Source organism: Rhodopirellula bahusiensis (assembly GCF_002727185.1).
GTDB lineage: Bacteria > Planctomycetota > Planctomycetia > Pirellulales > Pirellulaceae > Rhodopirellula > Rhodopirellula bahusiensis.
Genome location: NZ_NIZW01000012.1, coordinates 154,454 through 167,304 on the forward strand (window position 1 = coordinate 154,454; position 12,851 = coordinate 167,304).

General features: G+C 58.3%; 10 protein-coding genes. 7 read left to right on the forward strand and 3 right to left on the reverse strand.

Going from position 1 to position 12,851, the window contains the following annotated elements; genetic code table 11:
* Positions 1-25: 25 nt before the first annotated feature.
* Genes lpxD through CEE69_RS16695 form a run of 6 tightly spaced genes read left to right on the forward strand, consistent with a single transcriptional unit; the run spans position 26 to position 5,732 of the window.
* Entirely contained in the window at positions 26-1,168 is a 1,143-nt protein-coding gene (gene lpxD, locus CEE69_RS16670) for a UDP-3-O-(3-hydroxymyristoyl)glucosamine N-acyltransferase (RefSeq protein WP_099261810.1), read from the forward strand.
* A 33-nt stretch (positions 1,169-1,201) separates the two neighbouring features.
* The gene (locus CEE69_RS16675; RefSeq protein WP_233215308.1) at positions 1,202-2,182 is read left to right on the forward strand and encodes an LpxI family protein; all 981 of its coding nucleotides are present in this window, start codon (positions 1,202-1,204) and stop codon (positions 2,180-2,182) included.
* A 4-nt stretch (positions 2,183-2,186) separates the two neighbouring features.
* Positions 2,187-3,176, forward strand: coding sequence for a 4-(cytidine 5'-diphospho)-2-C-methyl-D-erythritol kinase (gene ispE / locus CEE69_RS16680; RefSeq protein ID WP_099261749.1), 990 nt, complete (start codon positions 2,187-2,189; stop codon positions 3,174-3,176).
* A gap of 9 nt (positions 3,177-3,185) precedes the next feature.
* Positions 3,186-3,893, forward strand: coding sequence for a SpoVG family protein (locus CEE69_RS16685; RefSeq protein WP_099261750.1), 708 nt, complete (start codon positions 3,186-3,188; stop codon positions 3,891-3,893).
* Positions 3,886-4,203 carry a hypothetical protein gene (locus CEE69_RS16690; protein ID WP_099261751.1) on the forward strand — a complete coding sequence of 106 codons (318 nt, stop codon included), beginning with the start codon at positions 3,886-3,888 and terminating at the stop codon, positions 4,201-4,203. Before CEE69_RS16685 ends, CEE69_RS16690 begins: the two co-directional genes overlap by 8 nt.
* Complete coding sequence (locus tag CEE69_RS16695) at positions 4,200-5,732, forward strand: methyltransferase RsmF C-terminal domain-like protein (protein ID WP_099261752.1); 1,533 nt, start codon at positions 4,200-4,202, stop codon at positions 5,730-5,732. The genes CEE69_RS16690 and CEE69_RS16695 overlap by 4 nt, the downstream gene beginning before the upstream one ends.
* Positions 5,733-5,764: 32 nt before the next feature.
* Here CEE69_RS16695 and CEE69_RS16700 read toward each other — a convergent pair whose 3' ends face one another.
* The 3 genes from CEE69_RS16700 to dprA form a co-directional block, all read right to left on the reverse strand.
* Positions 5,765-6,262 (reverse strand): hypothetical protein, encoded by a 498-nt coding sequence (locus CEE69_RS16700; RefSeq protein ID WP_099261753.1) that lies wholly within the window; start codon positions 6,260-6,262, stop codon positions 5,765-5,767.
* On the reverse strand, positions 6,259-10,113 hold the full coding sequence (locus CEE69_RS16705; RefSeq protein ID WP_099261754.1) for a S1 RNA-binding domain-containing protein: 3,855 nt from the start codon (positions 10,111-10,113) through the stop codon (positions 6,259-6,261). The genes CEE69_RS16700 and CEE69_RS16705 overlap by 4 nt, the downstream gene beginning before the upstream one ends.
* 286 nt (positions 10,114-10,399) lie before the next feature.
* Entirely contained in the window at positions 10,400-11,557 is a 1,158-nt protein-coding gene (gene dprA / locus CEE69_RS16710; RefSeq protein ID WP_099261755.1) for a DNA-processing protein DprA, read from the reverse strand.
* A gap of 396 nt (positions 11,558-11,953) precedes the next feature.
* Here dprA and CEE69_RS16715 point away from each other — a divergent pair, with 396 nt between their 5' ends.
* The gene (locus CEE69_RS16715) at positions 11,954-12,850 is read left to right on the forward strand and encodes an AAA family ATPase (RefSeq protein ID WP_099261812.1); all 897 of its coding nucleotides are present in this window, start codon (positions 11,954-11,956) and stop codon (positions 12,848-12,850) included.
* Position 12,851: the final 1 nt, after the last annotated feature.

Sequence of the window (12,851 nt, forward strand, 5' to 3'; positions counted from 1 at the left end):
ACGTCACGAAAAAAGGATTTTTCAAATGGCGTCTTCCAATGGACTGTCACTGCAAGAGATCGCCGACTTGGTTGGTGGTCGACTGCTCGACTTCAGCGATTGCCCTCCCAACGCCACCGATTCGTCCGGCGACGCGGTCCAAGGAAAATCTCTGAGCGCTGAATCGTTGGCAACAGTTTGCACCGGCGCCGCGCCTCCGGCCGAAGCGGGACCTCAAGAAATCACGTTGATCGACCAAGCCAACCACGTGGGTCAATTGTCGAAAAGCAAAGCCATCGCGGTGATCGCGCCCGAATACGTGGCTGAATCGCCGATTCGATTGCAAATCCTGGTCGACGATCCTCATGCGGCGTTCACACAATTGGTCGGGCACTTTCGCCCGGCTCTCGATGACGCGATGACAGTCAGCGGAATCGACCCGACCGCCAAAGTTCATCCGAGCAGCCAAGTGCATCCTTCGGCCAATGTTGGTGCCAATGTTGAAATCGGTCCTGGATGCACCATCGCAGCGGGAGTCACGATCGCGGCTGGTTGCCAAATCGATGCGGACTGCACACTGCATCCGAATGTGACTCTGTACGCCTATTGCCAACTCGGCGAGCGAGTCACCTTGCATGCCGGCACCGTCGTGGGTGCTCATGGTTTTGGATACAAGATGATCGATGGACGACATGTTCCCACAGCACAACTGGGCTACGTCGTGATCGAAAATGATGTGGAAGTGGGAGCCAGTTCGACGATCGATCGCGGCACCTATGGAGCCACCCGAATCGGCGAGGGCACCAAGATCGACAACCAAGTCATGATCGCCCACAACTGTCAAATCGGTCGACACAACCTTCTGTGCAGCCAAGTTGGAATCGCGGGAAGTTGCACGACCGGCGACTATGTCGTGTTGGCCGGCCAAGTCGGATTGAAAGACCACATCGCATTGGCCGACGGCGTCATCGTCGGTGCTCAAGCCGGAGTGATGGACGATTTGGCGCCCAATCAGGTTTACTTGGGTTCGCCCGCGACACCGCAACGCGATCAAATGCAGATCATGGCCGTCCAACGCAAACTGCCCGAGATGCGTCGCGATCTAAAACGTCTGACTCAACAAGTTGCTCGGATGAACGCTGCATCAGAAGAACAAGCGGCCGACACCAACCGCCGGAAAGCGGCCTGAACGAACCTCGGTTCCCGCAACGTTGCGATTGCCATGACACAAGCTCCTCCTATTCCAAACGCTGATCGGGTTGGCCTAGCCAACCGCGATCATGAAAGCGAATCGCCCCTTCGCGATGTGCCTCAAGGTGCACCGATTGGCTTGATCGCCGGATGGGGACGCTTTCCAATTTGCGTGGCCGAGAAACTGAAGGCTCTCGGGCATTCGGTTCACTGCGTGGCAATCACTGGTCACGCAGGTGAAGAGCTCAATGAAATTTGCGACAGTGTGCTGTGGTCAGGCGTCGGACGGTTTGGCGGTCACCTTCGATACTTCAAACGCAATGACGTCGAACATGTGACCATGGCGGGCAAGCTGTTTAAATCCGACTTACTTTACAGCGGTTCGGTTTGGATTCGCCACACGCCGGATTGGACTTGCATCAAAACTTTTTGGCCGTGCTTGTTTGGTGCTCGCCGAGACGCACGCGACGACCGTTTGCTCGGAGCGGTCATCGATACTTATGAGAGTCACACCATGAAGATTTGTTCTGCCACGGAGTTGGCTCCTGAGTTGCTCGCGAAAACGGGTCAATTGACTCGTCGCAAACCTTCTTCGGTGGTTCAGTCCGACATTGCCGCTGGTTGGCAAATTGCGAAGACGATGGGCGGGCTGGACATTGGCCAAGCCATCACGATCAAAGATGGCACCATCATCGCTGTGGAAGCCATCGAAGGCACCGACGCCTGCATCGCACGAACCGGCGAATTGTGCCGTCGCGGCGGTTGGACCCTGGTCAAAGTCAGCAAACCAGAACAAGACATGAGGTTCGACGTTCCAACGATCGGTCCACAAACAGTGCAGCGTGTGCATGAAGCGGGCGGTGCCGCGATCGCGATCGAAGCCAATAAAACGATCTTGCTCGACAGCGACGAAACCATCGCACTCGCCGACCGACTCGGGATCGCTTTGGTGGCAATGGCGTCTGCCGATACGATGAAAGACCAATTGCCGTCTTCTCGAAAAGCAGCCTGAACACGTGACTGAATCCCGCTGGTATTCCACATCGCCTCCCGCCAAACTCAATTTGTTCTTGGAACTCCTGGCGCGTCGCGACGACGGTTTCCACGAGCTGGATACCGTGATGATCGCGATCGATTGGCGTGATGAACTTCGCGTTCGACGCACCAGCAAACCTGGCGTTCAATTGTCGGTTGATTGGTCAGCGGGACGAGAGTCGATTGCCAAAGAACTGCAAGTCACCGATGACCACGAACTGCTGCTTGTTCCAACTGACGATAAGAATCTCGTCGTTCGTGCTCTCAATCGTCTCACGCAAACGCTGAATCTAGACGGTGGATGGGAAGTCCAACTGAACAAAAACATCCCCAGTGGTGCTGGGATGGGCGGCGCAAGCAGTGATGCCGCCTCGGCGTTGCGATTGGGGTGGGAAGCGGCTTACGAAACCTCTTCCGCAACATTCTCGCCGCTCAAACACGAGATGCTTCCGCTGTTGGCGGCGGAAATTGGTAGCGACGTTCCGTTTTTCTTAGGAGAACTGGAAAGCGAACGTGACGTCGAATGCGCACAAGCAACGGGACGCGGCGAGAAACTAAGCTTCTTCACATTAGCCAATCCGTTGCACGCAGTTGTTATCTATCCGGCCGCGAGTGTTTCGACCGCACAAGTCTATTCACACTGCCAAGTCCCCGATTCTCCCCAATCTAGCAATGATTTAGTACGTGCTTTGCAAGGAATAAGGGCGGAATCCGAGTTTTCATTGCATAACGCCTTGCAAGCGCCCGCACGCGGGCTTTCATCGCGCATCGATCCCGCCCTAGAATGTCTGTCGAAGGCTGGACTGACACATTGCCGCATGACGGGCAGCGGTTCGGCTTGCTTCGCATTGGCAGACTCGTCGCAACAGGCAGCAATCGCCGCCGAAACATTGCGTTCGACTTTTCCGGGCGGCGCATTGATCCGACCGGTTGTGAGTTGTGTGGTGCCGTCGGAGATCCACATCGCATAGGGGTACGTCGTGGAAATTACCGAGATTCGCATCAAGCTGATGGAAAGTTCGGAGGATCGTCTACGGGCGTTTTGCTCGATCACCATTGATCAATCATTCGTTGTCCGTGATTTAAAAATCATTGATGGCACGAGTGGTCCCTTTGTCGCAATGCCCAGTCGAAAGTTGACCGGCCACTGCGGACGCTGCAGTTCGAAGAACCACCTGCGAGCGACCTACTGCAACCACTGCGGTGCGAAGCTGAGCGGTCACAACGCAAACTCGCCGCAGAAGCTCTACGCGGATGTTGCTCACCCGATCAACAGTGAGTGCCGTGAAATGATTCAGCAGGCGGTGATCGAAGAATTCGAGGCTGAACTCGATCGATCGCAGCAACCCGGTTACCGAAGTCGATACGAAGACGACTTTGATGCGGGAGACTACGACGAAGCGGACTACGCAAGCTCCTCATCGAATGACTCCGAGAAATCATCGAACAACGTTTCTGACACCCGTTCAGTAACCAAAGATGGTTCGGAAACTTTGCTCGTACGTGGTGAGCAAGGCGACGAGCAACGCATTCCACAACCGCACCTTCATCGCCGTGGTGGCGGATCTCGCGGATCGACCGTGTCAAACTCTCCGAACCGCGACGCCGGAGGAGCAAACCCCGACCACTCATCGCAAGAGAGCTCGGATCCATTCGACGATTTCGGGTCTGGCATCTTCAATGACTGAAGCCGATCCTGCCTCCCCGTCCGTTTCAAGGACCTCCTCGCCCGGCGTCCCTCGCCCACAAGTCAGCATTGCGATCTCGCTGCTGTTGGTCCTGATCAGCGCCTTGTTCTTGGCGGGTTTGTTCTACGCGTCGCGAGTCCCCAGCGTCCAAACCGACATCGCGATTTGGGTGGGGGCACCGCCTCCGGAAGATGAATCCGGCAGTCTTTCGCAGGTGCTATTCATCATGTTCACATTCACCTCGCCACTCGTGATCGCGATGATGCTGTCGCTGGTCATGTCCGTTTGGAACAAGATCACACGAACGTGAGTCGATCTCGAAAAGGCTCGAAAAAAGCTAGCCGCAAATCCTCGGCATCTTCCAAACCATCCACTAATCGCAAACCAGTGGAGTTGGACGCGGAACAAGTTTCGGCGGCAATCACGCCGATTGAATTGCCACACGATGAACTGGAACGTCTCGCCGCGGCGATGAGCCAGCGTCATTCGAACGTGATGCGAATTCGCCGAGACCGATCCAAGTTAAATGCGAGCGAAGCCGTATCGGGCACGCAATTCGATGTGCCGTGGTACCCGCCCGCCGTCGCGATTCCAAATGACTATCGCGCTTCGCGCTCGATCGACTTCGCCGCGGGAGAATACTACCTGCAAGACGCCGGTTCGCTGCTCGCACTCGCGGCAGCGGAGGCGCACACCGATTCGCTGTCAGGACAACTGGTTTGCGATCTGTGTGCAGCACCCGGTGGGAAAGCGACTGGAGTGTTGGAAGCCATCGGCAGTGATGGTTTCTTACTCGCAAACGAACCCATCCGATCGCGAGTCGCTCCGCTGGCTTACAACTTGTCTCGCACCGGCTCGGACCGTTACGCAATCAGCAGCGAAGACCCAGACGCTCTCTCGCAAAAATTGCCGGGCGTCTTTGACACAATTCTGATTGATGCTCCCTGCAGTGGACAAGCGTTGCTTTCGCGCGGCCGGCAATCCAAAGGTGCCGTCAACGAATCCATGGTGGCCACGAACGCCGCACGCCAGCAACGCATTCTGGCGGCCGCTCACAAGCTTCTGCGTCCCGGCGGCACGATCATCTACAGCACATGCACTTTCGCGGTCGCGGAGAACGAAGACCAAGTGCAGTGGATGAAGGACGAACTGAACATGCAACCTTCTCCGATCGAAGCATTGAGCGACTACCAAAGCCCGCTCGCTGATTGTGGCTATCGAGTTTGGCCACACCGCGATGGTTGCGCCGGTGCCTTCGCGGCTCGACTTACGAAACCAATCGCCGAGGAACCGTCGGAAGAGACGGCAGAGTTTTCGGAAGATCCTTGGTTGCTTCGCCGCGGCGTTCTGCAATCGGAGCAGCCACTGGATTCTGGTTGTGATGAACTGATTCAGTCCGTCTTTGGCATTTCTTCAACAGAAGCACGCACCGACGAAGAATCGGTGCTCTTGCGGCAACGAGACTGGATCGCCGAAGCGTTCTGCGAAGGTGCTCCTGAATGGGTCAAGCAAGACTGGACCATCGGCCCCGAAGTGGCCCACCGAACCGGGCAAACCTGGAAACCATCTCACGCCTGTGCACTGCGACACCCGGACGACCCATTCACGACGAACGCCGAACGCATCGAACTGAATGATGCCGAAGCGGCGACCTATTTGGCGGGAGGCACGGTTCCGACGGATCAACGTGGTTGGCTGATCGTCCAGCACCGCGATCGCCCGTTGGGATGGGTCAAAGCCGATGGCCGAATCGGCAAGAACCACTTGCCGACTCACGCTCGCATGCAGGTCGTCGCAGAGGTGTCAAAAGACAAGGGCCGCGAAAAAGTGGTCGACTGAATCAGCCACACGGCCTTCGCTGCAGATGCGGCTTAGGATGTCGAGCTTTTGGCGGAGTACATCTCGGCGTACTCGATTGCCCATGAATCGATCAATTGGCTGAAGTCTTCCGACTCCACTTCCGCGATCTTGGTGTAGTGGGTGCGATTGAAAAGCTCGCGGTTCATGACCGTGCCTTTGCCCTTCAGATCCAACACTCGCAGATCACTGTACGGCCGAATGACCAATTCCAACCGGCTGTACAGGTTCGTGCGACGTCCGGCATCGAGCCGCAGATCATCGCGGTAGCAGGCGGCGCCCCAGCCTTCTTCGCCGAAGACTGATTCGTAGCGGAAGCCGGGAAAATGATCCGCCACGCGACGCACGGCGGCTTCGATTTGTTCCGACAGCGACAGACGATACGACGTATGAAGTCGTTTCAGCTCTTCCTCGGACATCTCCTTTTGCCGTTCCTGCGAAGCTTCATGCTCCGCGCGCCGACGTCCACGAGCGATGGCCGATTCCAATCGAGACTGAAAGTCGTCGCTCATTCGTCTCCCTCGGGAGCCGTTGGCGTGGAAGCTTCGGCTGCGGGAGCCTCTGCTTTCGGTGCCGCGGGTGGGTCCGCTGGAGGTGTTTCAGCAGGCTTCGCTTCCGCTGGTTTTTCACCGACGGGCTTCTCAGCGGCAGGTGGTTTCGCAGCCGGTTTCTTGTCCGCAGGAGGAGTCGTTTGGCCTTTCTCCTTGCTGAACATTTGCATCAGATCGCCGAAGGATCGCATCGGCTCATCGCCTTTGGCCATCGCATCGCTGATCTTTGGCTTTTCGGGATCCTTACCGATCACTTCGTAAACTTCTGGTTTCTTCGGTCCACGACCGCGACCGCCTCGGCCACCATCGCGTCCTCCGGGACGACCACCTGGTTTGCCGCCGCGGCCGCCTTGTGCACCTCGGCCTTGGCCCTGGCCACCACGACCTTGACCGCCGCGTTGACCACCTTGGCCCGAGCGACCATCGCCACCGGACTGTCCGCCCCGACCACGTGGTGCCGAATCCGATCGTTGACCTTGCCCAGCGTTTTGTCCTCCGCCTTGGCCGCCTTGCCCACCACGTTGACCGCGACCGCCTTGGCCACGACCACCGCGTCCGCCACGTTCGTTCTGTCGACGAGTTTCCATCGCAGCTTCGCGTTCCGGCGAGATCGCACTCAAAGCAACCCGACGACGTTTCGCATCCGTCCCGGTCACCCAAGCGGTGATGACGTCACCAACTTGAACCGCTTCGTGCAAGTCTTCGACATAGCTGTCTGAGATACGGCTGACGTGAATCAAGCCACTGCAATCGGGCGACAACTCGATGAACACGCCGAACGGCATCACGCCGACGACCACACCGATGACTTGGTCACCCTGTTTCAGTTCGGCCAACGATGGCATCGCGGTCATGACGGCGGGTGATTCGCCCTCGGAGGCTCCTTCGCCGAACGGATCGCACAACCAACGAACCAATTGATGCGAGCGTCGCTTTCCGATTTGCCATTCTTTGATGAGTTTGTCGACAGCAGCACGTTCTGGCATCGGGCGGCGAACGGGCTCCGGTGCGGCGGGTGCCGCGGGAGCATCCGCTTCGGCCGAATCACCATCGGACGCAGCAGCCTCTTCGCTGCTGGCCTCAGGACTGCTGGACTCGCCATCGCTCGGGACCGCGTCGCCTGAGTCGGCGGCGGCTTCCGGTGAGGCGGCTTCCGAATCAGCAGCAGGGGTCTCTTCGGACGCAGTTTCGTCCGATGCAGTCGCTTCCGCTGGCGTTTCTTCCGCGGCAGCTTCGTCAGAAGCGGGAGCCTCGGGCGATTCCGCGGCAGCTTCCGCCGACAACTCGGCGGTCGTGTCGCTGTCGGCTACTTCTGAATCAGTGTTTTCGGATTCAGCACCTTCGGATGCAGCGGCTTCAATGGTCGCTTCCGCGGGAGCTTCGACGGCGGCTACGGGAGCCGGCGCAGGCTCGCTGTAGTCAGGCAATTCGTAGGCGGGCGGGCGATCCGGCGGCAATTCAACGCTCAGCGCGGTGGCCAGCTTCTTCGCGAGCGGATAGTCGTCCGGATGAATCAACGTTCCGTCGAGTGTTTCTTCACTGGCGAAAACGCGAAGGAACGGCATCGCTTGACGAGAGTTGACCACGGAAGGCCACTCAACCGCGGTCGCCAAATCCTCGCGAGAGGCAATCAGTTTTTCACGACGACGTCCTTCGATGGCCTGCGAAATCTCAGGCGTGATGCCTGGCAAACGCTGCATCCAGGTGGTCGCGGTCGAGTTGACGTCGACACCGCCGCGGGCTGCTCCGCTGACCATCACGTCTTCGAGTGCCGACAAAACGGCATCGTCGGAAAGTTCTCGCTGGAACGAACCCAGACGCAATTTCAGTGGGTCGACTTTGACCAAGGCTTGAGCGGGCTGCATCGCCGAGAACGCAATCCACGCGGCCGCACGGAAACGACGCGGAGTCGACTTCATCTCTTGGTCACCGGCCGGTCCGCCAGCGTAAGCATCCGCACCGCTGCGGTCTGCCAACGTCCAACGCACTGACTTGTCGGCCGATTGTTTGATCAATTCGCCTACCGCGATCATGCAAGCCCGACGCGCGGGTCCGTTGCTGATCACGATCAGATCGACGTGGTGAGCGTGAATCAGCTCACCCATCTTGGTCACAGCCAACGTCCGCATTGCCGCCGATAATTGACACGGAATGTCTTCGCTGTGAAGCAGACGCCCATCCGCCGAGACGATCGAAGTCGCAGCGGTCCGAGGCCCGACGGCGTCGATCGACATCACGACTTTGGCTTCGACGCCACCGCGGTTGATTTGCGAGTGGAGGTTGTCGGCGGCAATCGCGACCAATCGTGCCGAAGCCTGCTCCTGCAACTCGTCCCACCAAGCGGCTTCGGCGGCGTCACGAATGATGGCTTCGTTTTCGAGCACCAAACCAGACAGACGATCCGCCAGCGGACGATTGAATCCGGCTGTTGTTTTCTGAAGCTCAGCGACCAACTTCGCTGCGTCGTAATCGAATGCACACTGGGCGACCTGGCTTCGCAGGGCACGCCCGAGCATCACCAATTGGAACGAGCTCAGCTTGTTCGCGGGCATGCTTTTGCCGGCCAACGGTTTGAGCGTGCTGACCAGCCAACGACGACGGCGTTGTCGCGGAGAAATCTTCTTCGACTTTTTGGCCTTCGCTTTCGCGGGAGCCGCTTTGGCAGCCGGAGCTTGCTTGGTCACCGACTCCGCGGGTTTGCCAGCGGCAGCAGGTTCGTCCGATGCAGCGGGCTTGTCCGCAGCAGGTTGCTCGGTCGATTCCGTTGCTTCAGCGGATGTGGCGGCTTCAGATGTCGCAGTTTCCGATACCCCAGAATCTGCTGCGGGGGTTTCAGTCGCGGGTGCTTCCGCAGCAGCGGCAGGCTCAGCTGCAGCCGGCTCGGCCGGAGCCGCTTGTTCGGCCGGTGCGGTTTCAGCGACGGGCTCGCTGGCTGGCGTCTCAGCGGGTTCCGCTGCCGGAGTCTCTGGGCTGCTGGTTGTCTCGGTGCTGCTCGCTTCGGGTGCGGAGGTTTCGGCGGCAGGTGTTTCCGCAACTGGCGTGGCCGCGGCCGCTTCAGTTGAAGTTTCCGCAGCGGGAGTTTCCGGCGGGGCTTCTGCAGCGGCCGCTGACTTCTTCGATTTGGGCTGAGAATCGGACGAATCCGCTGGCTCGTCCCCGGATTGAATGTGCGGGTCGTGAACTTCCATCACGCGAATTTTCGCGTTCCGAGAAAGCCAACGGACCGCTGCGCCAACGATTCGTGGGTCGCCGATCAAACGTTTGGCGATCGTCGCGTCCAGTTTCGCCAGGGCTCCATCGACATCGTTCGAAGCCGACTCCGGTGCGGCAACTTCGCCTTCGGTGGCGGTTTCAGCTGCCGCAGGCTCAGCCGAAGCGGACTCGGCAGCCAAGGCTTCTGCCAAAGCTTTTAGATCTTCCCCGTCGCCTTTTTGCGGGTTCAGCGTACGAACAGCCAAACGTTGGGCCAGGTTCGCCGATTCACCGGTTTCTAGTTTGACGCGGCGACTCAGGCGGTCGAGCAGACGTTTGGACTGGGCATTCCCAATCGCTCGGCCGATGGCAGGGTCCGCCAGCGGAGTTTGCTTCCAAGCGTCTTGCAGATCCGATCGATACTCGTCGAGTTTTTTCTGCGTTCGCACCGCATGGGCGAGGTTCCAAAGACTGGCCTCGTCAATGTCTCCGAGTTCGTCACGCCGATATCGCGAGAGGAACGGGGGCGTGTAACCTTGCTCAATCAGTGGCAGGGCCAGGCGTAAACTCGAGACCTCGCATCGCCCGCGTTGGGCGATTGCGTCCAGATCAACAGTCATCGGATGTCGGTCGCTTTGCTAGCATCGTGGGACAATTCGAATGCGCGCGTGACACATCTCTCTTACGAGTGACAAGCCATCGGTCAAAACATTGCGGCGATCGAATCGAAAGAAACGGTTGAGATTGAGTCGTAAGCGTCATTCACCATCGCAGTGAAAGCCACATGGAGCGGATCGAAACACCGCCGCCAAGTCAGCGTCGCGAGGACCTTCGGTGAATAGCCACCAACGGAGGCTTGGAACCAAGGCGGGAGAATAGCGCCGTAGGACCGAACTGTCAACCTTCTCAGATCCTCGATACATACTGGCCGCTCAAGCGGCGAACAAACCGTTTCATCTCCAAAATGCTGACAATCGCGTTCACCCGGGACGCAGGTAGCCCACTGCTGAGCGTCACCTCGTCAATGGCCGTACCAGATGTCCCCACCGCAGCCAAAACCTGACGTTCAACGTCATTGAGCGTCATTTCACGGCCATCCCGAACCGCTTCCCCCCCGTCGACCGCGGTGGCCTCCGACACGTTTCCGCTCAGCGGCCCGAGCAATTCCAGCACGTCGTCAGCGTGCTGAACCAGCGTCGCACCGTCTCGAATCAGGTGGTGACACCCTTGCGACGCCCGACTATTCACCTGACCAGGTAGAGCACCGACAGACCGGCCCAATTCCGATGCCAAACGTGCCGTGATCAGCGATCCACTCCGCATGGGAGCCTCGATCACAAGGGTTGCTTGTCCCAAAGCCGCGATGATTCGGTTGCGTTGCGGAAACATCCCGCCACGAGGTTGGGCCATCGGTGCATATTCGCTGATCACAGCCCCCTGCTGAGAAATTTCGTCGGCCAACGGTGCATTTTCAGCGGGATAAATCTTCCCCAGCCCTCCGCCCAGCACAGCGATCGTTCGCCCGTCAGCTTCGAGAGCCGCACGATGAGCCGCCGTGTCGACTCCGCGAGCCAACCCGCTGACGATCGTCACACCAGCCCGAGCGAGATCCATTGCGATTCGGCGAGTTTGCTGCAATCCGTACGCGGTCGCGTGCCGGGTTCCGACAATCGCCACCGAAATCGTGTCCCTCGGCAAAAACGAACCGCGACAAAACATCAATGGCGGAGCGTCCTCCAGCTCTTCCATCGCCGCCGGATAAGACGACTGCCCCCGACGCAGAATATTGACATCCTTCGCCGCACACCAAGCGAACACGTCCTCGATGTCGACATGATCGTCCGCCGTGTCAATCACGTGAGCCATCTTCGGCCCCACACCATGCACCGACGCAAGCGAGTTTTTGTCCGCGCTTAAAATGGAACGTGCCGACCCAAAGGCGTCCATCAATGACGTCAACGTCCGCGGCCCCAGACCAGGAAGCATGCACAATTGAACCAACTCACGAGTCGTGTCTTCGCCCCCAGCGACATCCTGATTCGGAATCGATCGACTGTCATTCATCAGTTGTCCACCATGGATTTGGTTCGCATGAATCCTCTCGCCCCAGCATCATTTCACCTGATCAGGGCGAAAGAGTCTCCCCTTCAAGTTTCTCGTTCTTACTACGCAGCTGTGTGCTCAAGATGCAAGTTGCCCACAACACCCATGCCGACTCAAACGCGATTGAGTCGAACAAAACCGAAAGCAGCAACAACGAGAAGCCCACCCGCCTCGCCGTTCAACGCGGGCATGCCCCACCCCTGCAGATCAGGCCGATAGAAAAGGAAACTCCGAGCCACTAGCATAGCAGTCCTCCTCCGACGTCTTCTTCGTTCCTTCTTCCTTCGCTCACGATTCACGGTCGACCATATGTCATTTCGGGCCGCGTCCGACTTATGTCAAAACCTCTGCGATAACTTGGCAAAGGTCGTTTTGGGCAAAGACGAACTTGTTGACTTGCTGGTGGTCGCTTTGCTGGCCGGCGAACACGTCTTGCTGGAAGACGTTCCCGGAGTCGGCAAAACGCTAACCGCCAAAGCACTCGCTCGAAGCCTGGATGCCAAGTTCACGCGGCTGCAATTCACTCCTGACTTGCTGCCCAGCGACATCACCGGCAGCATGATCTACCGGACCGACACCAGCCAATTTGAATTCGCACCCGGACCGATCTTCGCCAACATCGTGCTGGCCGATGAAATCAACCGCGCCCCACCACGGACTCAATCGGCGTTACTCGAAGCAATGAGCGAAGGGCAGGTCACCGTCGATGGCGTGACTCATGAATTACCAAAACCGTTCATGGTGGTCGCCACCCAAAACCCATTTGAATACGAAGGCACCTACGCGTTGCCCGAGAGTCAGCTGGACCGCTTCCTTTTACGAACATCCATCGGTTACCCATCGCGAAACGTTGAACGCGATATTTTGACGACGCACAAGTCAGGCGAACCCGTCGATGAGCTTCAATCAATTGTCGGCGCGGCAGAGGTGTCCTCGGCCCAGGCCAATGTTGGACAAGTCCGCATGGACGAATCGTTGGTGGACTACTTGCTGGACATCGTGGAAGCGACACGTCATCACGACGCGTTTCAAGTCGGTGTCAGCACGCGAGGGTTGATCAGTTTTCACCGAGGTTGCCAAGCGATGGCGATCCGGCGTGGTCGCGACTACGTCACACCCGACGACATCAAACAAATGGCCGTTCCATCGCTGGCCCACCGAGTCTTGGCCGAAGGCATCTTCCAAGGCGGCAACCGATCCGTGGTCGAGCAACAGCTGGCCGATTTGATCGAACCCATTCCCGTGCCGGTTTAAA

Excerpts from the sequence above, each read along its gene's own strand:
- CEE69_RS16705 (WP_099261754.1), bottom strand. The coding sequence starts at position 10,113 with ATGACTGTTGATCTGGACGCAATCGCCCAACGCGGGCGATGCGAGGTC.
- dprA (WP_099261755.1), bottom strand. The coding sequence starts at position 11,557 with ATGAATGACAGTCGATCGATTCCGAATCAGGATGTCGCTGGGGGCGAA.
- CEE69_RS16700 (WP_099261753.1), bottom strand. The coding sequence starts at position 6,262 with ATGAGCGACGACTTTCAGTCTCGATTGGAATCGGCCATCGCTCGTGGA.
- CEE69_RS16675 (WP_233215308.1), top strand. The coding sequence starts at position 1,202 with ATGACACAAGCTCCTCCTATTCCAAACGCTGATCGGGTTGGCCTAGCC.
- lpxD (WP_099261810.1), top strand. The coding sequence starts at position 26 with ATGGCGTCTTCCAATGGACTGTCACTGCAAGAGATCGCCGACTTGGTT.
- CEE69_RS16690 (WP_099261751.1), top strand. The coding sequence starts at position 3,886 with ATGACTGAAGCCGATCCTGCCTCCCCGTCCGTTTCAAGGACCTCCTCG.